Source organism: Paenibacillus sp. MAH-35, assembly GCF_058135425.1.
This window is the reverse complement of the sequence record NZ_JBYUPU010000028.1, coordinates 26,971-50,538: the sequence shown is the minus strand read 5'-3', so window position 1 is coordinate 50,538 and position 23,568 is coordinate 26,971. Positions and strand designations below refer to the sequence as shown.

The window sequence follows — 23,568 nt, the reverse complement described above, 5'->3', positions numbered from 1 at the left end:
CAAACCACCCTTATTCGCCCCCCTTCCTGCCCTCAATCAAAAGGGGGTGCTCCAAAGATCATTTTTCGATTTATGGTGATCTCCTTCGAACCGGCTTTCCCCGTAAAAAGGACCTCGGCCCCCGCAATACAGCGGGATTAGAGGTCCTTTCGTTTGGAACCCGGGGCGTTCCCAGGCTATATGAGGATCATACGAGCGCTTCCGGAACAGCCCCGCTCCCCTTCAACGCTTTGCGTTACTTCTACCCAAAACTCACCGTCACCGGACCCAGCAAGCCCGACGGGAGCGAAGCGCGATTATACGCATTCGCCAAGCTGTTCGTTACGCGTATGCGCAGCGTGTTCATCCCGGGACGGACGAGGCCGGAAATGTCCGCGTAACGGTATGGCTTCCAAAACCGGACGCCGGCAAACGTTCCGTTCACGTCCACCTCCGCCATCTCGTGCACATCGCCCAGATCGAGCCGGATCACCCGATTGCCGCCCACATCCTCCGGCTCCAGCCGGAATTCACTCTCGTAGACGACCGCCCCGGAGAAATGCTCCATCCCGCTCCACTCCGTCCAAGAGACGAGAGGACCGGAGCCGGGTGCGGATATGGATGCCTCTCCGCCGGAACCAGCAGAACCGGCTTCGGAAGCGGCCGCCTCGGGCCCCCCGGTCCCCGCGCCTACCTGCTGGAGCGTGGCCGCGCCTTGCGCGGATGCGACGCTCGCCTCCAGGCCTCGGCCCTCCCGCTCTACCCGAATGTCCCAGCCGCCGTCGATGCGGATCGTACGTTCCTGCATCGGGGCCTTCTCCAGGTCCGGCACAGCTCCCGGCATGGCCGGCCCGGCTTCTTCGCCAAGCCGTACCGGCGGACGCTTCGCATCGGCGCAGTAGATCACGCTGGCGCGTCTCTCGAGCGCAACCGGCACACAGACGCCGCCAAGTCCAAGTGCAGCTCCGCCCGGCTCAAGCACGCCTTGCGCGCTGGTCGTCCCCTCCCAAGCGTCCCACCGCTCGACGAATCCGTTCGTGTCCAGCTGTGCGGTCCCCGTATAGGCGGACTCTCCTTCATTAACGAACAGATAGAAGGTGAGCCCGCCTTTCCGCACCGTGCTCACGCGAATGTCCGGCGAGACCGGATGCAGCTTCACCGAACGGAGACGATGCGCGTCCAGAAGCGCCGGCAGCTCCGAAACGGATACAACCGCAGCGTTATCCAGCTCCCCGATCCGGCCCCGGCCCGTATCGGGCAGAGACGATTCCGCAGCACCCCGGTGAGTATCCCCGTCGGGAGCGGAAGACTCCGACGAATCAAGCCGCGACGAATCGGCGTCCGGGAGGGACGGAGACGCATCCTGCCGCAACGGGTCCGCAACGGAGCGCACATCCGCCGCTTCGTCCAGGATCGTGACGACGATCCCCCCTGCCTGCGCGAATGCCCGCAATCGCTCCCGCGTATCCTCCCGGTACCGTTCGGGCCGATCCACGATGATCACTGCATAGCTCTGGCCGGCAATAAGCGCCTGCCCGCCGCGGAATTCGCAGGAGGACACGAGCAACTGCTCCTCCAGATAATTGAACTCGATCTGATTCTCGTACAGAGGGACGGCCGGTTCCCAAGGGAGCCGGTCTTCCTCGCATAGTATCGCGACCTTCGCCTCGTTGACGCTATCCGTCATGAGCCAGCTCATCCGCCTCATGTAAGTGCTGAACAGCTCGTAGTGCGGCCACAAGATGCTGTTCGGGCCGACATCGGGCGGTCTCTCGTGCTTGCGTTCCTCCGCGATCGAGTAGTAGAACGCGTGCGGTGCAAGCAGATTAACTCCGCGGACGAACAACCAGTCCATGTACCATTTCATCTCGTCTGCAGTAAAATTCCATCCGATGTCGTCCTTGAAGCAGGCGCCGAAGCACTCGTTCAGGTTCCGCCTCCTCCCCCGGTGCCGGGCCGCATCCGAGGAGCATTTGCCGAGGGTGCTGTGGGCTCCGGTCAACGATTGGCCCCCGGGCTCGATGTAGCGCCAGACGATGTCCTGGCCGGGAAGCTGAAATGCCTCCAACAAGCCGATCTCGTCGCTATGGCCGGGATGTCCGGTCAACTGGATGCCGTGCTCGTCGCACCAGACCGACAGCGGCCGGTAGAAGCTCTCGGCGAGGCGCGCATTAACCGCCTTGCCGTAGGCGGCGCGGGCGCGTTCCGTCCCGCTTCCCGCCTCGAACCAAAGTGCCGGAAGCTGCTCCTCCTTGAAGCCGAACGGCCCCGCGTAGTCGAGAAACCCGCTTGTCCACGGCTTCAGACCGGAACGGTGCGACCTGCCGAGTATACTAGGCTCGTCGGTGAACATCGCGATGACGGTATTCCCGAAGTAACGCTTCAGCTTGGCGTAATACGCCTCATGCGTCAGCCGGATAAATGACGCCGTAGCCTGCGGGTTCAGCAGATCCGCCGCCGCCGGTGCGCCCGGCTCCCCGTCGTCCTGTCCCCAGTAGACCCCTCTGATTTTACCTCCGGAATACGTCTCGACGAACTGCAGCATCGTCCATTCTCCGCCACCTTGCGGACGGAATGCCTGCGCCGCCCGCTCATCCTCGAATACGATCGCCGAGTCCGGATCGACACTGCCCTTGGCCGTCTTGCGCACCGCCTGCACCGATAGGAGCGTCTCCCCGTCCCCAAGCGGCGCCGCCCGCCATCCTTCCGAGCCGCACGGCTGCTCGATCATCCTCAGCCCCCGGCTCGCGTGGGCCGGATCGTCCCGGACGACCATTCCCATCGCAGATCCCGAAGGGTACATCGCCTCATCGTACAGGATAACCTTCATGCCCAGCCGTTCCGCCTCGACTACAGCCGTTTCGACAAGCCCGAGGTAAACCTCGGACAAGTACGGGATCGATTCAGACAAGCCGAGACGCGGGTGAATGACGAATCCCGCCACGCCTTTGCTGTAGAAATCGCGAATTTGCCGGACGATTTCCGCGTCATTCAAAGCATCGTTCCAGAACCAGAACGGCATCGGGGAAAACTCGTCATCCGGCCTGAGAAATTGCCGTCTCTCTCTCTCCAGTACAGTTTCGTCTCTATCCGCCATCATTGTATCGTCTCCTTGCCCGGATCTCGTGTTGCCCGGCGCGTTTGTCGGCCAGTCATGCATTGCGTACGGATTATTTCTTCATCGCACTCTGCAGCTCTGCGACCTTCTTATCCGTCAGAGCCGCCGTCTCACGCATAATTGTATTGATATCTTTTTGCCCTTTGATTACCTCGGCGATTGCTGCCGAATAGATGCGCTCCACCTCAAGCTCATAAACCGATCTGTACGGGATGGGAGCCAGCTTGTTAAAGTATACGCCTTTCCAGTTTTTCCCCTTAAACTGGCTTTCCTGGCCGAACGCCGCTTTAACCGACTCCTCCTTCAGCACCGACATAACACCTTTCTTGGAATTGGCCGTCTGGACTTCCAGCGAAGTCAGATATTTGATCACTTCCATAGCAGCGTCCTTGTTTTTAGCTATCGACGTAATGCTCATACTTACCGCGGCCGCCTGTCCTCCCACTCCATTCAGCTCCTTGAAGGTCGGGAAGGCGACCATATCCCAGTCGATCTTCTCCAGCTCCTTCGGCACGGCGATCGGGAATTCCGAATGGAAGTGAAGCATCGCGACATCTTTCGTGTTCGTAAATCCGATCCGGTTCGGCAAAGCGTTTTTCGCCTGTACCTGGCTTTTCAGCGCGTTCTCCGAATCCGTATCGAGGAAGACGGTCTGGATCATCTTCTTCCACGTCTCCCGCTCGAACGTCGATTTCCCGGTCTTCTCGTCCAGATACGGCTCCGAGAACGGGTTCAGCTTGAGCGAGAACGGCTGCGAGCCGACGAAGCCGAAATATTGGACGCCCCCGTCTTTGCGCGTCAGCTTCTGGGACATCGCTTTCATCTCATCCCAAGTCATCCCGTCCTTCGGATAAGGGACGCCGAATTTATCGAAAATCTCTTTGTTGTAAAACACCATCGGCACTTGCAGGCTGGTCGGCAGCATGTACAGCTTCCCGCTACCGGCTCTGCGGATTCCGTCGATCACCGAAGGCTCGAATGCCGCCAGATCGACCCCGTGCTTTTTCGCAAGCTCCGTCATATCGTACTGGATCCCATAGTTCAGCAGCGGTTCCAGCACATAATCGAACACGTTGTAAATGATGTCGACGCGATCGCCCGCGGCGATAATCTCCGGAATCATCGCACCTTTCTCCGCACGCGTATACTTGATCGTATACTCCGGAAATTTCGCCCGCAGCGTGTCGCCGAACTTCCCGTTAAAGCTCTCTTCCGCCTCGCCCGAATTGCTGTAGAAAATCAGTTCGACCGGCTCCGCCGGCTTCTTCGGAGTATCGTCAGGCTTAGCGCCGGGTGCGGGCTCTGCGCCGCTGCCTCCATTCGCGCATCCCGTCAGCAGCGAGCCGAATAGCGCCGGAAGCAGCGTCCAATAAGTAACTTTTTTCATCGTATAACCCCTTTGTCCCGAGTATTGGATGAATCCCGATTTCATACGTCAACGTCTGCCTATAGATAAGCAGCCTTCGCAGGCCAACCGCCTCCTCCTTTCTTCCGCTTCGATGCGAGCCGTCCGATCCGGCATGCCCCGTGTAACTCTAACTATATCGCCGCCCCTCCCGCGGCTCCATGGCCGCTCCGGACTTTTACTTTGCCGATTCGGTCATTTCTTGCCAAAAGAAAAAGACGCCCGAAACCGCAGGCGTCCTCTTGCATGATTCATTTGTATATCGGCAGGCGCCGGTTTGCAGCCGTCCGGCTCAGCCCGCCGGCCTATCCGTTAAATATACGGAGCAGTCCCGGCCAGATGTGCTGACGAACCCCGCAATGCGGGCAGTCCGTATCCCCCGCCAGCTCGGGGAGGTGGTGCAGCATCGTAGCATCCCCGACAAGCTCCGCCTGCCGATACAGCACCCGAAAGCCGCCATCCTCCATCGTCTCCGGCTCTCTTCTCTCGATCCGGCTGCCCGGCTGATCGGGCTCGTTTACCGGATCGTCCTTGTACACGATTAATGTCTCGCACTCGGGCTCCTCCGGCCACAGGTACACATCTTCGCCGCATTCCGAACAGCCGAACACATACTCATCGCCGCCCGAGAACGTAAGCAGCATGCAAGCCGCGGCCTTTGAACCCGCATAGGCGGCAGCGGCAGCCAAGAAATAGCGTTTCTCCGACTCCGGCTGCTCGCTCCGTACATAGTCGATCAGCGTTGGTCCCAGGGCCGCCAGTCCGGCTACCGCCTTCCGGTAGGAACGGTAGATGTCTTGAGCCGTTTCGGGTGAGACCTGAATCCCGTCTCTGGCATATTCAGCCGCAACCTCGTTTTCCGGTCCGTTCCCATTATTCGCCTCGAAGATACCGCATTGGATATAAATGTCCAGCTTCGTCTCCGGATTATCGGTATTGTGCGCAAGCACGGCCAAATAAGGAACGGCGGCGTATGTGCAGCTGTACAGCGTATTTTGGTGATACAGATGTTCCCAGTACAACTTGTCTTTGTCCTCGGCGTCGTATTGCTCCTGCAGCCGGGTGAGCAGGAGGGGAACCTCCTCGGACGATCCGTACGGACCGCGCAGCTCGCGCCATAGCGGATCGGATAGCGGCAGCATGGCTTCAGCCTCTTTTCTGTATGTAGTCGGTTAGCAATCTATCCCAATTATACTCCGGGAGGAGAGCGGCGTAACTCCGACGCAAACCCTATTTTTAGGGGAAAATGGGGCCACTCCCTCCTCTTCCGCCCGCCCAGAAGCATCAGCGGCTCTGTTCCCGGTATTTGCCCGGCGGGCAGCCGACCTCCCGGGTGAAGGTCCGGCTGAACGAGGCGGCATCTTCATAGCCGACAAGCTCGGCGATCTGATTGATCTTCTCGTCCGTCTCGACGAGCAGACGTTTTGCCCTCTCCATACGGATTCGCTGAACGTAACCGATCACGCTCGTCCCGAGGTGGCGGTTGAACTGCCGGTTTAATTGACGGACGCCGATGTAGAACAGCTCGGACAGCAGCGGCAGCGTAATTTTCTGATCGTAATGCCGCTCGACGTAACCGCACACCCGGCGGACAAGCAGCTCGCTGGAACTGGGCATGCCGATGTTGGTATTCCGTTCGTTGTAATACCGGGACAGCAGGATGAACAGCTCGGTCATCCTCAGCTGGACGAGCGCCTGATATCCGGGTTTCTGTTGCTGCATCTCCTGGTGCAGCTCCTCGAGAATTCCCTTCGTCTTATCCGCCGTCTCGCCGCGCAGCTTCAGCTTATGGTAAAACCGGGCGTCCCCGTTCAGGAACGGCTGAACGTAGAAGAAATCGAGCCTATCTGACAGACTCAGCTCGCGCAGCAAGTACATCGGAATGAAGCCGGGCTCGAACAAACAGTTAATGACCTGAATGCTCTGCCCCGCTCCCACCACATAACCGTGTTTCTCCCCGGGGTTGATGATGAACACATCCCCTTCCCCGATCTCGTAGGAGATGTCCTGGAACAGGTGGGTTGCCCGCCCCGAGGCGACATAGATCAGCTCCACGAACTCGTGGATGTGCAGATGGGGCATATCGCGTTCATCGTGGCGGTTGCGCTGAATCCAGAAAGGAAAGTTGCGCGGATGCTTGTATTGGTTTAACGATTTGATCAACATACGGACGGCACCCCGTTTCCGTTTGGTTGGTTGGGTTGGTAACCTGAGTAAGCGACATGGGGGGCGTCGAACGGCCGCTATCGTGCAACATAACGCTGCTCCCGGCGCCCAGTCACACTTTCCTCGCCATACGAAGCTCCCGGCGCGCGGCGTTTCATACCGGTGATCATCCACGGGCGGCGCTCAATCCTCAAGAGGCATACACGCGCTGAAGCTGCGCTTTTCGACGACATCGTCAAATCGGCATCACGGATAACCTTTTATGCAAGCGCCTTCACAAATCCCTTGCTTTCGACTATACGGAGAATTTACTGGATTTGTCAATCCATAAAGACGAGGGTTCGCCGACCGAATGTGTTCTGCGGAAAATGACCGTTTCTGCATAGCGAAAGTCCATAATTTCCATATACAGGATCGTTCGGCCGTGGTACTTTGAGTTCACTGGGAAAGAAACCGTTTTCTTTGCAACCGTAGTTTTCGTAAACCTGCTACTGGTGTGCAACACGCCAGGCTTGCCGACCGGAAGTCACTGCACCGTTATTCGTGGATATAGAGGAGGCGCTTCAAGATGGATCGCAAAATGAGCAGAAGGGTATTGCTCGGCTCGGCGGGTGCGGCCGGGGCCGCCCTGATCGCGGGCAGCCTGCTGACCCTGGATCACGCCGACGCATCGGGCGACGATAAGATCAAAACCGTCGGCGACATCGCGGAGCTGCAAAGCTTAACCGCTGCGCACGAAGGGCAACAGATCGTTACTCGCGGCTATTACGCGGCGGGCGATGGCGGCGGGGCCGTCTATACCGTGGTCAGCACATCGGCTTACGCGGGCACGCCGGATCAGATCATCGATTTCCCTCTCGCCGCTTCGGGCAAAGTGGCGGTTATGAACGTTTCCGGCGGTATCCATATGAAGCAAGCGGGCGTTCAATCGGGAGTCGACTGTACCGCCAGAGTGAAGGCCGCCTATGCCAGAAACGCCGCGCATTATTATTACGAAGGCGATCTGGCCCCGCTCATCGATTGCGCCGATCCCGCTTATCCGGCCAGCAAGTTCGGCGGGGGGATTCAACCGCCCAGCAACAGCTATCATTGGTTCGACGGGCTCTTTAAATTTCAGGCGAAGCCTAACGGGTTAGCCGAATACGTGCTGTTTAATCTGCAAGGACGCGAGCATGTGACGCTGGTGCGCCCGTGGATTGTCGGCGATGTGCAGACGCATACCGGGACGAGCGGCGAATGGGGATTCGGGTATTACATTTCGAATGGCTCCAAGCATATTACGATTATCGAAGGCAAGGCGGAGAAGTTCTGGGGGGACGGGTATTACATCGGCAACAATTCGGCCGCCAGCACCCTTCCGATCCCCGAGCACATTACGCTGCAGGACTGCATCGCCGATTCCAACCGGCGGCAGGGCCTGTCCGTCACTGCGGTGAAGCAAGGGAGAGTCGTCGGCGGCAGCTACAGCCGTACAGGCGCGATCTCGTCTACGCCCCCGGCGTACGGCATCGATATCGAACCGAATGCGGTAGCGAGCGCTTATATCGATATTTCACTAATCGATGTGCAGACGAGCCACAACCTTCGGGGAGGACTGCAACTCGTGCCCGGCTTCCTCTCGGGTCCGGCGGTCGCCGATCCGTTCTTCAACGTATATGTGGAAAACTACCGTTCCCTCGAGGACGGTCCCGTCGGTGCGCTCCGATTTGCCTATCCCGACTTGTCCAACGGCGGCATCCGGCTGAACCGGAAAATATTCGGGCAAATCGTCATCCGGAAAGCGACGATTCTCCATTCCAAACGAAAAGGAGTCGAATGGGCCCGGTGGATTCCGAATGCGCCGGAGGTGGTCGGCACCGATATTTCAGTCATCGATCCGAATATGGAGGGGATTACGAATCCGGCCAGCAACGGAGAACGGTCCGGCTTCTCAATCAACGTCACGGCGGATGATGTAAGCAAAGGCATGACGGGCCCGGGCGCGATTACCCTGATCCGCCCTCAAGCGATCGACAGGCGGACAGCCCCGAAGCTGTTCGCGGGATTCTGGATTCAGACGGCGGCGGGAGCTTCCGTGAGCCATTTGACCGTTCTCGATCCCCATATGCACAATGGCCTCGCGGCCCATCAAGGCTTTCTGAGAGTTAATCAGGCGGACAGCGTCACGCTGCAATTCGCCGGAGCTCGTCCCCGCTTCGAGCTCAATCAGAGTGTGACCTTAACGGACGGAGCGCTGGCCGGTGTAGAAATTTTATTGCCCGCCTCTCAGACGGGCACCCTGGACGTCCATCTGCCGGATGCCGGCAAGTCGTTGGGACTCGAATATGTAGTAGTCAACGGTTCACAGGCAGGCGGTATCCTTAACCTCGTCGTGAGCGGAACGAATAGCCTCAAGGAAAACAGGCTTCCCGGCGTCACTCAGCTGGCGGTCGGTCCCGGCGACGCTTATTGCCTGCGAGCGCTGGTTCCGGGTGTTTGGTCGGTGGGGGTATTGTAGGGGAGGCTGGGCAGGCAAGATGCAGAGAGACGGCCAGGATGAATTTCAGACTAAACACCCGCCTTTGGCTGGAAAGCTTGGGGTGGGTGTTTCTCATTTTTTCTCGAGTCTTCGCGTGGCTTCATTTATGTCATCCCCGAGTTGAAGAGCGTTATCGTCCTGACGGCCAGCACCGACGCCGCGATCACCTACATGCAGGCGACGATGACTCCTGTCATTAAAGACCCGGCTTGGATTCTGAGACGGTTTTTGATGGAAAGCACGGCTTCGGCGCTCTTTTAGATCATTAAGCATATTGACCTGCACAGTCAAAAAAACATATAATTTCCATACTAGTTACATATTTCAACAATAATGAGTAATATCCCAACCCATGAAAGGATGGTGCTTGATGAAAAAGGGGTCCATACCGTTTCTGTTCTTGGCGTTATTCATAATCGCCCTCCCCCATCCAGCCTTGACTTCCAATAGGGTGGAGATCACGTTGCTTCCCTTTAACCTAACCGCGAGCCCTAATAAAGCCCCCTTGCCGCTGGATGGCCCTCTTCTGAATTATGACGGAAAAGCATATGCGCCTGTCCGAGCATTGGTGGAAAGCATGGGCGGCCAAGTTTCTTATCAGGAGAATGAAAGAAACATAGAAATCCTGCCGCCGATGCCCAGGAGCAAGAAATCCGCCGTAAGCTCCATCAACAAGCAAGGGGACTTTACACTTTTCCTTCATTCCGGCAAACAAACATATGCATCCGATGAAACGTTAGACATATGGGGAACTTTTATGTATTCGGGAGAACAAGAAGTTACGATCGGGCATGGCGCTCCGATCCTCATGTTTTACATAACCGACGCCGAGGGAAATATGTCCGGTGATTCTACCCAAGACTTTTTGAAAGAAGAGCCGATGGGCACCAATACCGTATTCACCTCTTCCCTATCGTGGAATGTTCTTATGAATATGAACTTTATGAAAAGCGGGGTTTCGGATCTCCATACCTTCCATGCGGCGAATCCGGAACCGTGGTTATTGGATAAAGGGGAGTATACGGTCGGAGTCGTATTCAGAAACCTGATAGATGGCGAACTCGTTACGATGGAAACGAAGATCGGAATTGAGGTGAAAGAGGGCGTGCAATGAATGCTCCAGGTACCTCTTTATGAATATTTCATCCAACCGATGACCTTGCCTCTAATCGACTCTTCAAGATGAGGTCCGGAGAATCCGCTTCTCCACCATACATCGCTCGCGAGAAGAATTTGCCCTTGTAAGAGTACGATCGGCTGCTCCAGATTCAGGGCTTTGTCCGTTCCGTTAATAAATCCGTTGGTATAATATTCTTTGCCATAAAAGGTGTCGAGTACGCGATCATTGATGTAGATTTGACCTTTCTTCACTGTTACCGTTTCTCCGGGCAGAGCAACTACCCTGGAAACATCATACTCCTCTCTTTTTTTATTTGTAATCTCTTCTTCAGTGGCATCCGTTTTATAAGAAACGACATCGCCTCTAGAAATTTCCCGATTCTTATAGTAGTCAGGTTCGATCACTAAAATTGAATTTGCAGCGAACTGTTCCGAACGATACATGCCATCATGTTGAATTAGATGTGTGATCTGATTTGGACCCTTTTGTTCAAGCAGCGGCAGTTCGTATTTTGTAATCTCGTCTATGATCGGCTTTTTGGTGTTGCAACCGGCTAAGATTACCATTGCAAACATAACAATAAACAAACATTTTTTATTCATGATAACCTCCGGGGAATTATCCGTTATTGAAGTGAACGAAAACCATCTATAGCCTGTCGCTCTATCCTTCACTATATTAATATGTTACTAATAATACCAAATTGAGGTAATACGTCGTGTGACCGATTTTATTAGTCGCTTGGTGTCGAAATAGATCCGTTTTTAGGAGTATCCGTAACATCCATGTATGTCTTGACAACAAAAAACAAGGGCCGCGGCCGACCGTCCGCAACCCTCACCCAGCTCTCATTTAACTGGACAGTACCGTCAATTCCCGGATCACCTCGCGCTGGCTCCGGTCCACTTCCACAAACCCGAGAGAGGCATACAGTCCGGCCGCCCGCTCATTGTCCGGCCGATGGCCGAGAACGATTTTGTCGCAGTCGTGCTTCTCCTTCATATAACGAACAAGTGCCTCCATGCCCGATCGTCCCAAACCTCTGCCCTGGGACTGCCGGTCGATCATAAACGCCATGATCCAGTAGCTTCCGTCATCCGGATCGACTGCGTACACCGCCAGGCCCACCATCTGTTCGCCCGTGTACAAAGCAAGCGGCGTAAACCCGCAATAAGCCGACTCCGCCAGCCAATAGACCGGCTGCACCGGGAAGACGCCAGTCTGCTCCTCCGTTACTTGCAGTTGCGTACAATCGTACCAATTATCCGCATCGACCGGCTTCAGCTCAACCGTCGGCCGGAACTGAACGCGTATCCGGTCACAGGAGCCGAGCAGCTTCTCTTTGAGCTGTACCGCCCACTCCGGCAATAGCGACACATCCATCCCCTCTACGCTGCGTTGCAATCGCGCGAACCTATAGAGTTCCCCGAATCTCCGGAATACAGGGATCAGGCGGACATCGGATTCGTCCAATTCCCGGACAGATCTGTACCCGGCCAGAAACAGCCGGATGCTCCGCTCTGCCTCTTCTCCCTCCTGCTCCAGAAGATCGGATATGGCTGACGTCACATCCATCATGTACCAATGGACCATCGCATCGTCAAAATCGATTGCGTAATAACGCGATTCCTCATCGGAATAAAAGAGGTTATCCGTCTCGAAATCGTAATGGATCAGCCCGGTATGCCCGGTGCCGGTCGGAAGCTCCGCGAGCTCTCCTCGCAGTCGTTCGAGTTCATGACGAAGCACCGTTTCCCGGGGGTAACGCTGCAGCACCGAGGAGATCAACGCCAGCGCATCCTCCCAGCTTTGTGGCGCCGCTTGCGTATACGTCTCGGATAACTGATGAAGAGAAGCCAGAGCTTTCCCCCACTCTGCCAGATGGACATCCGACATCTGGGAGATCGGGACGTGCTTGCCCTTGGCCTGCTCGAACACGACGCCGTGATAGAGACCGTTCTCCGTCAATACGGTTTCGATCCAAGTTCCGCTTGTAGAACGGACCGGCGCAACCGTCGGGTAACCTCGGTCCAGCGCATACCGTATGAAATCAAGCTCGGCCTGAATCCGGCTGACCGTCTTGTCCGTTTCATGGATGAACCGGAGCCAATGCCGTTTACCGTCCCTCTCGAAATGGTAAACAAAATTGCTGCTCGCCCTCCAGAACGTTAACGTTCCCTCGTCATGCGCCCAGCGCTCGATCAGCAGTTTGGCGGGTGCGTCGTGCTCCAGCCCTTTTATCATATTTGTCAGCAGCATCATGTCCGTCTTACCTCCCATATGCCTAATGAGAGGTGTTATTCATTCACGAGCATAGCCCTCTCACCGGCTGTTTTATGAATATGTACGAATGCATACATCATCACTCCTTAAGATGTAGTAGGGTTCCTAGACCGTTCGATGTAGTTGTGCTGTGCTTCCCTCATGAAACATTGTCGGTGATATCGTTAGCTGCATAAAGATACCATTTCTATGAAATTGATTTTTCCGGGGAACCCGAAGGATAAATTTAACTTATAACGAACTTTTTCCATGTTTGGGGAGTTGTATAAGGAAAACGTCCGTCCGACGTAACGTGGCATAAGAGAGGTGCATGTTAAACGTAAGCCGGATTTGTTACATCGCTTGGCTGCTGGTACTCCTATTGGGACACAGCTCAGATGAACGGAATTACACGCCCACTATAACGCACAAAGAAGCTCACGGCGCTATAGGAACAGAACAAGCAGCCGAAACGGTACAGTTAGCTGCTCTCCGGGACATTTACCTGACGGCTGAAAGCATGCCTAAGGGCGATTTATTGGAGGGAATAACCGTTACCAGCGGAGATCGGAGCAGACAATTCGACTGGGCCACGGTTGCTAACCCCACCTACTCTCCCCGATTGTACGCCGCCAATCTGAATACCGATGCAAACGATGAAATCATTGTCATCCTAACGAAAGGAACCGGGACCGGTGTGCTCGAGGAAGACATTCATGTGCTGGACGCGATGCTTAACGAGATCCTCGTTGAAGATGGCGCTCATATCGGCCCAAGCATCTCCTGCCGTTTTTATTGGAGATTTGGAAGTAACGTATACTTCTTCCGGCTTTGCCCTCCATTGCAGCTCGATCCGGTTTGTAGACTTTGATGAGGAGAAGCAGTCTTTGAAGGCAGAGAGGCTGCTCATTAAAGAGCAGCCGCTTTTTGAGACCCGGTAGATTTCATGGGGGACTTACACTTTGCAACTTTACTTAACGACCGCAATATATCTTTGTAAGCTGTCCTGCACGCATCCAGCTATCAGATGAAGAAAGGGATCCAAGTTGCCGTTCATGCTGGCCTCTTCCAAGCTTTCGTAATAATTCAGGCGCGCCTCGCTGGCCGCTTTTACAATAGCAGGCGGATAGCCGTGCTTCATTAAGATTAAATTCATTAACAACCTTGCCGTTCTCCCGTTACCGTCCGAAAATGGATGGATGTAAACAAATTTGAAATGAAACTCAGCGGCAAGCACCATCGGGTGCAAGATGTCTTTATACGCCTCATACCACTGAGCCAATTGTGCCATTTGTTCCGGGACCAGTGTAAAGTGCGGAGGGGTGTGCGGAGAGCCGGATATGAACACATTCATCATCCGATAGCAGCCGGCATTTGCATCGTCTATATTTTTAAGTACGAACTGGTGAACCGATTTTATAACGTACTCCGTTAGTTCTATATTTCGGTGAACGATATCTTGAACGTAACTGATCGCTTCCGAGTGATTGATAACCTCGAAATGCTCCCTTAGTTTTTTACCGCCGATCGTGAGCCCTTGTTCTAATACAAGTTTGGTCTCGAGCAGGCTTAATGTGTTACCTTCGATTGCGTTTGAGTTATAGGTCCACTCTACCCTGTAAACTTCATCCAGGTTCCTAACCGCCGCAGACGGCAAAGGTCTATACCGATCCAGCTCTTCCTTTAGCTCATTAATAAGGTCTACATGCATAATCCCCCTCCCCTCCTGCGTTTACTATTAGTATATCACAGCAATTAATTAGTTAGACGAGAAAGAACTGCGTGAGATTGCTTTGTAATCGGGACTATACTAAAGACGGTAGTACAACTTTATTAGCAGTTCTCACGTTTACCTATTAATAGAGGCACAATGCTTAATCACTTCCATCCCGTAATACAAGAGGAGGAAACTATCATGCTCTTAAGAGGAGCCTCGTCTCCGTTTTAAGTATAATCCTGCTGTACATCATACTCCCCTATACTTACACCGATCCCGCTCGTCGGCTCACTTCCAATCGTTTTTCGGATGGAACGGTCCAGTTCGGATTAAGAATAATCGCAATCGCAGTCATGATCATCAGCATTCCGATCGGTGTCGTTATCGGCTGGAAACAGAAAGCCAATCGTCTATGGATCGTCAGCTATGCTGCCGGCTGGCTCACCACGCCTGTCGTTGTCGGATTGGTACTGCTAATATATGTTCTCCTAACTATTGCTCCATGAGACCCGATGCGATCCAGCAGCCCGGCAGCCACAATCGAAGCAGCGCCGGTCATAAGCAATGACATTCGATTGTGTATCGGGTATAATTAGCCCAGTAAATCAAGTGAACGGCAAATAAACGGAGTGATCCAGTTGAGTGCGACCTCAAAACGATCCGGTTCCAGAACCAGACTGGAGCATATGATACAAACGTTACGGGATGAAATCGTCACGGGCATAAGAAGCGCCGGCGATTACATCCCTCCCGAGCTGTCGCTGTGCGAGCAGTTTCAGTTGAGCAAAAAGACGGTCCGGAAAGGACTGGACGTACTCGTAGGCGAGGGCTTGCTGGAGAAAGTCCCGCGAATCGGCGCACGGGTTACCGCAGCGGCCCATCCGCAAGCCGTCGTTATCAAATTCGGCTATTACCCGAAGCTCGTACGTGAAATTAAGCTGCAGCAGATGATCGACGCTTTTCATGAGCTGCACAGCCATATCCGCGTTCAAGCGATTCCGATCTCTCATCATTACGATAAAACCCGTAATATCCAACGTCTCCAAGACGACAGTCTGGACGTCCTTACGATAAACGCTCATGATATCGAGTACTTTGCCGGTCCGGACAAAGACGAAGACGCAGACACGTGCCCGCTCGAGCCGCTGACCCCGGCCGACGGTGTGTACCCGTTCCTCGAGCAGCCCTTCCATTGTGAGGGAAAGCTGTATGCGCTCCCCTTCGTTTTTACTCCGGTTATCCTTTGCTACAACAAGGAGCACTTTTTAGAGAACGAGCTGCCTGAGCCGGACAGTAGCTGGACATGGGACGATCTGCAGCAGGCAGGCCGCACCTTATCCAACGGCGTCGACCGGTTCGGGTTTTATTTTCACCTGCCTTCCGGGAATCGCTGGCCGCTCTTCCTGCTGCAGCACAACGTCGTCTTTCAAACGGACGAGCAAGGCCGCTACATTCTGAACGACTCTAAAGTAAAAGAAGCGTTGAGCGCATGCCGCGACCTGATACGGGACCCTAAGCTGTTTCCGGTCTTTTTGTCGGAGAACGACAACGATGCGCACGCCCTATTTATGAACCGGAAAGTGTCGATGATCTTGTGTACGTACGACAGCTTGAACGATTTCGAGAGCGCTCCGTTCGTCTACGACATTGCGCCGGTCCCTTACTTTCGGGAACCGAAGACGCTGCTCGGCGCGATCGCGCTCGCAATCCATGCCCGCTCGGACAAAAAGCCCGCGGCGAAGCTGTTCCTCGACTTTATGTTGTCGCACCAAAACCAGATGTACATCCGCTTGAACACGCTGAGCATCCCCGGCTTGAAACGGACGGCCGAATGGGTCGGAGAAGGCGGGACGGACAACGTAACGAACCGCCCTTACCGGTTTCACATGTACCGCGACATTATCCCGACCTTCCGCTTTGCCTCGACCCTTCAGCTACCAATCGATTGCCTGCTGCAAATGGGTCAGGAGCTAAAGCTGTATTGGTCGCAGTTGGAAGAGCTCGATACGATTCTGAATCAATTGGAAGATAAGTTTGCAGCATCGGCGGGCGGCGGATAAAATACCTCAGCATGCATGATCGATCGCCTCCGTCCTGCAGCGGATCATACGCGCCGGGAGCCGCGCGCTCCCGCTAGCATGGACCATTCCACATCCCGCTGCTTCAGGATAAGAGCGGTTTGCAACTCTTATGGGACGGCCTCCGTCTTGTTTCTTACAAATAAGAGCGGTTTGTGCCTCATAATTTACCCAAACTACCGCAAGCAGGACCAGATTAGGGTAAATAGAAGCCGCAAACCGCTCTTATTTTCACATCAAACCCGGTCTTGGACAAAATAAGGGATACAAATCGCTCGTAATTCCCTCCAGCCCCCTTGCTTGAACCTCCCCCACCCCCATGAGAATTAACATTGGTACTCGAACACACGCCTGATCCAACTCCCATCCCCATCATCCACACCGCGCGCGGTGCCTGGTGACACGTCGGCTGTCCAACATCCCATGGCAATACCGAAGGGGGCCAGCAGCGAGCCCAACCGTTGTCCGTACAGCAAAAGGCTTACAGCCCGCGACCCGATCGCCGCATGCATGTAAGCCTTTCGCGCTTCTCATTCCTTTACTCATTCACTGATTCATTCACTCATTCATTCATACGCGCCCCACTGAGCAATCAAATCGCGCGAGGCGGCCAGCAAGAGCCGTTTTGCATCCGCCCCGGCCGTTCCGTCGAGATCGGCGTCCGTCGCCAGCTCTACAAAATGATTCATAAACTCGCTAGCCTTCTCCTTATTGCCCTTACCTATAAAATGCTCGGCCTGACGCAAATTATTGCTAAGTTGTGCGTACAGCGACTGGCTCAAAATTCCTTGATCCCGCAGCCTCTCCACCTCAGCCCCCAGCTTACTGGTCGAAGCGCGAACGACGATTTCAAGCGGATCGCCCTGCACCGTCCGCCCCCGCACGGTTACTTCGGGAACCACCGTCACCTTGCCGGGAGACAGCCCTTCCAGCTGTCCGTATACAACTCTCGTGACGTTCGGATCGCTGACGATCCAGCGGCTGGCCTCGGCCGTGCTCAGATCGACGGGGCGACCGTTCATCCAAGAGGCCGATAGGGCGATCGGCTTGCTCGCTCCCCATTCTACCATGCCATCGCCCGCATCGGCGGCGACCGTGCCTAACCGGATCGGCATATAGGCGATATCTTTGGAGTTCGAGGCATAATACAGGCTGCCGTTATGGTCCATGGACAGTACCGTGGTCGATTTGGCGAATTGTTCGTAGTCCAGCGTCTGCGGATCAATGACGGTCACCGACAAGCCAACGTTCGTATAGAGCAGTCCGTCTGCGCCGAAGATCAAGTAGATCGGCCTCCACTGGCTTTTGTCGGGAGCGATATTGTATATAACTCTGCTTTTGACCACTTCCAGCGTATCCGGATCAAGAGCGAATATCGTGCCGAGGCTCGCCCCCCAGAGCAGTCCGTCTGGCCCGAATTCCAGATCGCCGATGACCAGAGGGCCCTCCAGTCCCGGTACCTCAAGGGTCCGCTCGAGCAATTTCTGTTCGCCCGCTATATCCCACACGAACAGTTTCGCTTCCGTTTCCGTAGGATTTATGCCCAGACCGCCGAATATGGACGTGCTCCCGTACAGCTTGCCGTCCTTATGCGCCAAGCCGATTACGCTCTGGTTCGGCACGACGCGGCTATGGTCGTATTCCTTCCACGTTCCGTACGTGCTGTCGTACACGGTCAGCGAGCCGCCAAGCTTGCCGTACGCGGGAATTGTCCCGGTGAACAGCTTGCTGCCAGCCGTTTCAAAAATGAACGGCCGGTCTTGCCCGGAGACGACATGCTCCAGATGCGGGTTATCGGTCGGCTTGCCTACGAAATTCCACGGCTCCGCCGGGTCATATTCATAGAGGCGCGCCCCGGCATATACGCCGAAGTACGCTTTGCCGTTCAAGTAGCCGACACCTTCGATCTGATGCAGCCCCTCCCCCTTCACGTCGAACCGCTCGTAAACCGTATTGTACACCGACACCCCTTTATGATACCCCCCGATATACAGATTGCGGTCGGGACCGTAGCTCATCGTCTGGATAGACACTCCTTGGGCATCCATATCCAGCTTAGGTATTTCGACTACGCCGCTTTGCGGATCGTAGATGAACGATTCGCCGTCCAGCGTAACGCCGAGCAGAACCGTATGTCCCGCCATGGAACCTGAGGCCGGAACTCCCCAAGCAAGTGCCTTGATATCCGAGTCCTTCATATAATCCGGCAAAGACGCCATCTCCGTACGGGCATTCGTATTCAAATCGTAACGGAACAGCTTATCGAGATACTTGTAGTAGAAGTAACGCCCATCGAGAGGATAGGGGGAGGAAATATCTCCGCTGTACGGAAAGCCGCCGATCGTTTGATGCGTCGTTTCGTCGATCACGAAAGCGAATCGGCTGCTTTCTACAAAAAGCTTGCCGCCGTAAATTCGCGAGTCCTGGATAAAGGTGCCTTTACTCGTTGTTGGAATTTCGAGCTTAGCTCCTGTTTCGCGGTCATACCGGACAAGCATTCGGGTTTCGGTGCCGTTGTAAGGGCCGACTCCGACGTATAGGTACTGGTCGGTCACCCCGACACCCTGTGCGTAGTCTTTTCCTTGCTTCATATTTCCAAGATCGCGGATCACGCCGGTCCCGACCGCATATTCGAACACATGGCCCCCCGGATAAGTGGCCCCGTACAAATAGTTGCCGTCCGGAGAAGGCTGCAGCGACCAGACGAATCGGCCGGAAGGATTGACGCCGAGATCGGTGAGCGTTTGCGAGACCGGGTCGTACTTGTAGAAGCGGCCGTTGTTAGAGCTGGCGAAATAGACGTTGCGGTCCGCCCCGATCGTCATCGCCCATACGATATTCGTCCCCGGGACTTGCTGGGCGAATTTCCGCTCACCGGTCCAAGCATCAAGCGCATAAAACGTACCGGGTGCGCCATTGGAGAAGAAATACGTCTCCATCTGGCCGTCCGCCGTCTCCCCAACGGCGGCAGCCTGCCCCAGTTGAAGCGGTACCGCATCCGGAATGAGGACAGGGTCGTCAAATTTGCCGCGGAAATTCGAATCTCTGCGCTCCAGCTTTACCTTATCGAAGTACACGTCGCACAGCTCGGCCGCTCCGCAGTATAGCAGCACCCGAATGTAGGCGGTTCCGGCTGGTAGCGTACCGTCGGTTTGCAGATCGAACCATGCTCCGTTCGTCGGTCCGATATACATCCCGTCCCGGCTAATTCTTTGGCCGGAAGCGTTCAAATATTCCAGATGCATCTGCCCGCCGCCGCTGACGACATTCACCTTGGAGGTCGCCCTGAATATTTCTCCGGGCAGAGCCGGAACAGATGCGCTGTATACGCCGCCGCTTTTATCGGTCCATACGTCTTGGATACGAAGCGAATAGGTCCCCTCCACCCGCAGTTGGCTGTCTAACGAAGCTTCCGTCCCGACATAAGGCGTCCAGCCGGGAATCGCGGTGCTTCCCGGGTTTTGCTCGAAACCTCCGTTGTGCAACAAATCTCCGCTGGCGTAAGCAGGCACAGGTCCCGATACGGTGAAGACGGAACTTACTGAAACGATCAGAAGGATGCATAGAGCTAATCTGCCGAACAGGGTGTGTGCCGTTTTCCTCATTCCAAACACAACCTTTCCCGAATTCGAATAGGCTACGCCTTTTAACACGCTTCCGTCTGGATGCCTTTCTCTGCTTGCCGCGATCATCTAGCCTGACTAAAGCTCGTATCTCCAGAGCGCCGAATCGTCACACAAGTACAAATGACCGTCCGCCCCCTTCGTCAAATACCGGTAACCGCTGGCGAGGAACGTCCATTCCATCGTAGTAGGCTGAATTCGAAAAAACTGCCTCTTCGCGTTCGTCCCATACACGTTGCCATCGCTCCCGATCGTCAGGTCGGCGTCGGCCCATACCGTCTCTTTCGCAGCGTTCCGCTTCAGCTTCTCTTCCAGGTAACAAATCGCTCCGGTTTCCGGATCGAATTTGAATAAATGGTCATCTGCGACGCCCCAGATGTAACCGTCCGGACCGTTAAGCAGACCGCTGACCGTACCACGGCCGGGTACCGGGACGATCTCGAGCGCTTTCTCGCCGGTTGCCGGATCGATGGCGAACAGCTTTCCTCCGTTTTCCGTCGGACCGCTGGTACCCAGCCCGCCGTATATCGTAGTGCCGCCATAGACGAGTCCGCCCCGATGAAGAAGCGACACGACGCCTTGATTGTGCACGAGGTTTGAATACACTTGCAGAGCTTTTGTCGCGACATCGTATACCGCTAACGCCCCTTGAAGCGAATGCGTATCGGGTACGGTGCCGATGAACAGCATGCCCAGCGGCTCTACCCCAAGGATCGCAAACGGCCGGTCTTGCCCGTCCTTCATTAAATTCCACAGCTTGCGCGGGTTTTGGGCGCTCCAAGCTTGGCCGGGGTCATATTCGCATAATCCGGCACTGCCGTAGATCCCGATATACACGTTTCCACGGAAACTGGAAATCGACTCGGCTTGGCCGAATTCCCGCGTTTCGGAGAACGTCCCCGACCTGCTGTCGTACGTAGCGAAGCCCAGCATATAACCGCCGACATAAACCTGTCCGTCCTCTCCTCCGTACATGCTGCGAATTTGCACCGGCGTCCCCTCATAGCGGAATCTGGACTCGGCCGTTCGTCCGGTAGACTTGTTGTATAGGAGAATGCGCCCGCCCTCCGTGGACGATACCATTGTAAAACCCGGCCATTCCGGATGCTCCAGCTCCATAAATTTGGCATCGTAATGGTGAAGCGCTTTCACCGTCTCGTCCGGAAACTTATCGCCAAACGTTCGGGTCCTGGTGTTGTACGAGCGTAACACTTGGCCGCCCATATACACATGCTCCTCGTCGCCTGGCTTTACCGCCACCGTTTTGCAGCCGAGTCCTATGCCGCTCTCCGGGTCATAAAATTCAACCGTATTCGTCGCCGTATCGAGAATCAGCAAATGGTCGGGTTTGCTGAGACGGATAAACAGCTTGCCAAGCCCATAGCCCATGCAAAACACCGAGTGGTAGCGGGAATAATCGTGCGGAAGAAGTTTAGCGAGCAATTCCTCCCGCTGCCCGGTAGCGAGGTCGATGCGGACCAATCGGGCCGTTTGTCTGCCCAAGCCGGCATAAAGCGCATGGTGGACCGGATCGTACACAAGCGAGTCGAGATATTTCTCCTCTTCGTGCAGCCGTCCCAGACTGGACACTTGATTGGAGTGAGGATCGTAGCAGAACAAAGTGGCGCTCGGGTACGTTCCCGTATAGATTTTACCGTCGCGGCTTTCCGTCAAATAGTACACAACCGTTTCATCGCCAAGCTGTCCGAGATCCGTCAGCTCCCCGCTGCCCAGTATATACCGATAGAGCCGGCCATTGCCATAAGTCCCTATGTACACCGACCCGTCGTTCGCCTGCAGCAGTCCCCAGGCCCCGCTCACTCCAGGCATGCGAATAGAGGTACCTACTTCCGCTGTCAACGCATCTACGCTAGCGAATACGGTGCTGTCGTTCGCTCCTTTGATAACCGTATAAATGACGACCCTTCCGCGCTCATCGCGCCCCACCGCACAACCGTTGTTGATGATTAGATGCAAAGGCGTTCCCAGGTTAGTCATAGTTCCCATAGTCTGAATCCTCCGATGTGAAAATAAGAGTCTGCTCTGTTTTCAGATGTTGTGTCGGCTTGTTTGCTTCAACAACGTTATTTGATTCTACCGAGCTTGAAGAACATCATGATGGCAGCCCCCCCTTTCTAACCGCGCTGGTAAACCAAATATTAAATATTGGTTTCCTTTGGTATACAAAAAGTATAGGTCCGCTCATTTTCGTTGTCAATTACTTAAATAAGTCCGTAATTAGTGGTTACGCCTGCACTATTTAATAAACCTAAGGATACTAAAAAATTAGCCAAGTATTCGTAGGCTCGAACGAGGAAATGAACCTTTCATTCGCATACCTCCCTCCAACCGTACGTTTCCCCCGGCTCCTTTCACTAAAAAACCACTGAACCAAAGGTCAGTGGTTAGTTGCGTTGAATCACGATCCACAACATTTCTTGTACTTCTTACCGCTCCCGCACGTACAGGGATCGTTCCGGCCGATCTTTTCAATTATGACTGCCGGATTCGTCTTCGGTTTCTCGTAAAGCGCACTGCGTTCTATCCCGGAGTAAAAGTCTGCCTTGACATTGGGTTGAAAACAAGCCCATCCTTGCAATTCCTCGATGACGTCTGTAATAAGCTGATATTTGTAATCTTGCCCGCTCTCCCGCAAGACGGCTTCTTTCGTTCTCTTTAGGGTCCTACGGACATCGTCCATACCGATCATCATCGTTTCTACAATCCGATCTTCATACAACCGCTGAATATCCTCAGCAACCTCTTCCGGATAAAGGTCAACACAACAGCATACGATCTCTGCGTTCAGATAATAGCTGTCCTCCGAACGCTTGTCGTTCAACAACTGCTTGAAATAGTCCATGACGAACTCTCTGGAGAGCTGACCGTCAAAAACCAAAATGACTAAAGCGACTAACGCTTGCCCTCGCGCATACTCATACGCTTCGGTGTTTTCGACCAATTGCTGCAGCAAATCGATTTCCCCGTTGTAAGTGGAGGCGAGTGCCCGGCCTACACCTTCCGTAATGGAATCGTCAAAAATCTCTTCACAAATCCCGCCGGGCTTAGACAAAATCTCGATCAGGATCGGAAATAAGGCTTGTTCCCGAAATTGTGCCAACAAATAAAAAGCGTAAATGAAATCGATCCGTTCCGGACGTTCGATCACCTTCTCATAATCTTCGTTCAGATCGTTCATGATTTGAAGCAGGTGAGGAATAGCCTCCTCTTTCCGTTCGATGATTTGCTGCAGTTCCTGGCGAGGAAATGTACCCTCGTTATACCGAATGGTTTGCATGATCTGTTCCATAGCTGTTACTCTCCTATTCCAAATTGAAGGGCTGCGCACGATTTCCGATAACAGACAATCTCCTAGGTTTCCTGATTGATTCGACACAAACGGCGCATATCCTGTATATTCCGGCATAATCGACCAACGAATGGATTGCGAATTGGGGGCAATTCCTTCATATGTAGAAATAATGAAAAGGCAGCCCCGAAGCTCTACGCTCCCAGACTGCCTGATCCGACATCTCCTTACTTTCCCAGCCTCGCAATACTAGAGTTGAACTCAAAACCATC

The 23,568-nt window shown here is 54.5% G+C and carries 15 protein-coding genes; 5 read left to right on the top strand and 10 right to left on the bottom strand.

Annotated elements, in window-relative coordinates:
• Positions 1 to 241: 241 nt before the first annotated feature.
• The 4 genes from AC3Y2E_RS24060 to AC3Y2E_RS24045 all read right to left on the bottom strand — a co-directional run bounded on the left by AC3Y2E_RS24060 (position 242) and on the right by AC3Y2E_RS24045 (position 6,668).
• Positions 242 to 3,079, bottom strand: a complete 2,838-nt coding sequence (locus AC3Y2E_RS24060) for a glycosylhydrolase-like jelly roll fold domain-containing protein (RefSeq protein WP_379214925.1) — start codon at positions 3,077 to 3,079, stop codon at positions 242 to 244.
• A 70-nt stretch (positions 3,080 to 3,149) separates the two neighbouring features.
• Positions 3,150 to 4,484, bottom strand: a complete 1,335-nt coding sequence (locus tag AC3Y2E_RS24055; protein ID WP_379214923.1) for an ABC transporter substrate-binding protein — start codon at positions 4,482 to 4,484, stop codon at positions 3,150 to 3,152.
• A gap of 323 nt (positions 4,485 to 4,807) precedes the next feature.
• A complete protein-coding gene (locus AC3Y2E_RS24050; protein WP_379214921.1) occupies positions 4,808 to 5,644 on the bottom strand; it encodes a hypothetical protein in 837 nt (278 codons plus the stop codon).
• Between the two features lie 142 nt (positions 5,645 to 5,786).
• Positions 5,787 to 6,668 (bottom strand): helix-turn-helix domain-containing protein, encoded by an 882-nt coding sequence (locus AC3Y2E_RS24045; protein ID WP_379214919.1) that lies wholly within the window; start codon positions 6,666 to 6,668, stop codon positions 5,787 to 5,789.
• Positions 6,669 to 7,236: 568 nt separating this feature from the next.
• Here AC3Y2E_RS24045 and AC3Y2E_RS24040 point away from each other — a divergent pair.
• The 3 genes from AC3Y2E_RS24040 (at position 7,237) to AC3Y2E_RS24030 (ending at position 10,300) form a co-directional block, all read left to right on the top strand.
• A complete protein-coding gene (locus AC3Y2E_RS24040; protein WP_379214916.1) occupies positions 7,237 to 9,165 on the top strand; it encodes a hypothetical protein in 1,929 nt (642 codons plus the stop codon).
• A 141-nt stretch (positions 9,166 to 9,306) separates the two neighbouring features.
• Positions 9,307 to 9,447 (top strand): hypothetical protein, encoded by a 141-nt coding sequence (locus AC3Y2E_RS24035; protein WP_379214914.1) that lies wholly within the window; start codon positions 9,307 to 9,309, stop codon positions 9,445 to 9,447.
• A 109-nt stretch (positions 9,448 to 9,556) separates the two neighbouring features.
• On the top strand, positions 9,557 to 10,300 hold the full coding sequence (locus AC3Y2E_RS24030; RefSeq protein ID WP_379214912.1) for a stalk domain-containing protein: 744 nt from the start codon (positions 9,557 to 9,559) through the stop codon (positions 10,298 to 10,300).
• A 17-nt stretch (positions 10,301 to 10,317) separates the two neighbouring features.
• Here the strand turns inward: AC3Y2E_RS24030 and AC3Y2E_RS24025 are convergent, their stop codons facing one another.
• Both AC3Y2E_RS24025 and AC3Y2E_RS24020 read right to left on the bottom strand, forming a co-directional pair.
• Entirely contained in the window at positions 10,318 to 10,908 is a 591-nt protein-coding gene (locus AC3Y2E_RS24025) for a S26 family signal peptidase (RefSeq protein ID WP_379214910.1), read from the bottom strand.
• Between the two features lie 250 nt (positions 10,909 to 11,158).
• Positions 11,159 to 12,568 (bottom strand): GNAT family N-acetyltransferase, encoded by a 1,410-nt coding sequence (locus AC3Y2E_RS24020; protein WP_379214908.1) that lies wholly within the window; start codon positions 12,566 to 12,568, stop codon positions 11,159 to 11,161.
• 331 nt (positions 12,569 to 12,899) lie between these two features.
• On the opposite strand from AC3Y2E_RS24020, the gene AC3Y2E_RS24015 reads away from it, so the two are divergent.
• A complete protein-coding gene (locus AC3Y2E_RS24015) occupies positions 12,900 to 13,439 on the top strand; it encodes a hypothetical protein (RefSeq protein ID WP_379214906.1) in 540 nt (179 codons plus the stop codon).
• Positions 13,440 to 13,538: 99 nt separating this feature from the next.
• Here AC3Y2E_RS24015 and AC3Y2E_RS24010 read toward each other — a convergent pair whose 3' ends face one another.
• Entirely contained in the window at positions 13,539 to 14,279 is a 741-nt protein-coding gene (locus AC3Y2E_RS24010) for a Fic family protein (protein ID WP_379214904.1), read from the bottom strand.
• Positions 14,280 to 14,923: 644 nt separating this feature from the next.
• Between AC3Y2E_RS24010 and AC3Y2E_RS24005 the strand changes: the two genes are divergently transcribed.
• The gene (locus AC3Y2E_RS24005) at positions 14,924 to 16,345 is read left to right on the top strand and encodes an extracellular solute-binding protein (RefSeq protein WP_379214902.1); all 1,422 of its coding nucleotides are present in this window, start codon (positions 14,924 to 14,926) and stop codon (positions 16,343 to 16,345) included.
• 584 nt (positions 16,346 to 16,929) lie between these two features.
• Here AC3Y2E_RS24005 and AC3Y2E_RS24000 read toward each other — a convergent pair.
• From AC3Y2E_RS24000 to AC3Y2E_RS23990, 3 genes are all read right to left on the bottom strand, one after another.
• Complete coding sequence (locus AC3Y2E_RS24000) at positions 16,930 to 19,968, bottom strand: FIMAH domain-containing protein (protein WP_379214900.1); 3,039 nt, start codon at positions 19,966 to 19,968, stop codon at positions 16,930 to 16,932.
• A gap of 96 nt (positions 19,969 to 20,064) precedes the next feature.
• A complete protein-coding gene (locus tag AC3Y2E_RS23995; RefSeq protein WP_379214898.1) occupies positions 20,065 to 21,993 on the bottom strand; it encodes a ligand-binding sensor domain-containing protein in 1,929 nt (642 codons plus the stop codon).
• Between the two features lie 412 nt (positions 21,994 to 22,405).
• Positions 22,406 to 23,413: a DUF1186 domain-containing protein gene (locus AC3Y2E_RS23990; RefSeq protein ID WP_379214896.1), complete on the bottom strand. Its 1,008-nt coding sequence runs from the start codon at positions 23,411 to 23,413 to the stop codon at positions 22,406 to 22,408.
• Positions 23,414 to 23,568 lie beyond the last annotated feature (155 nt).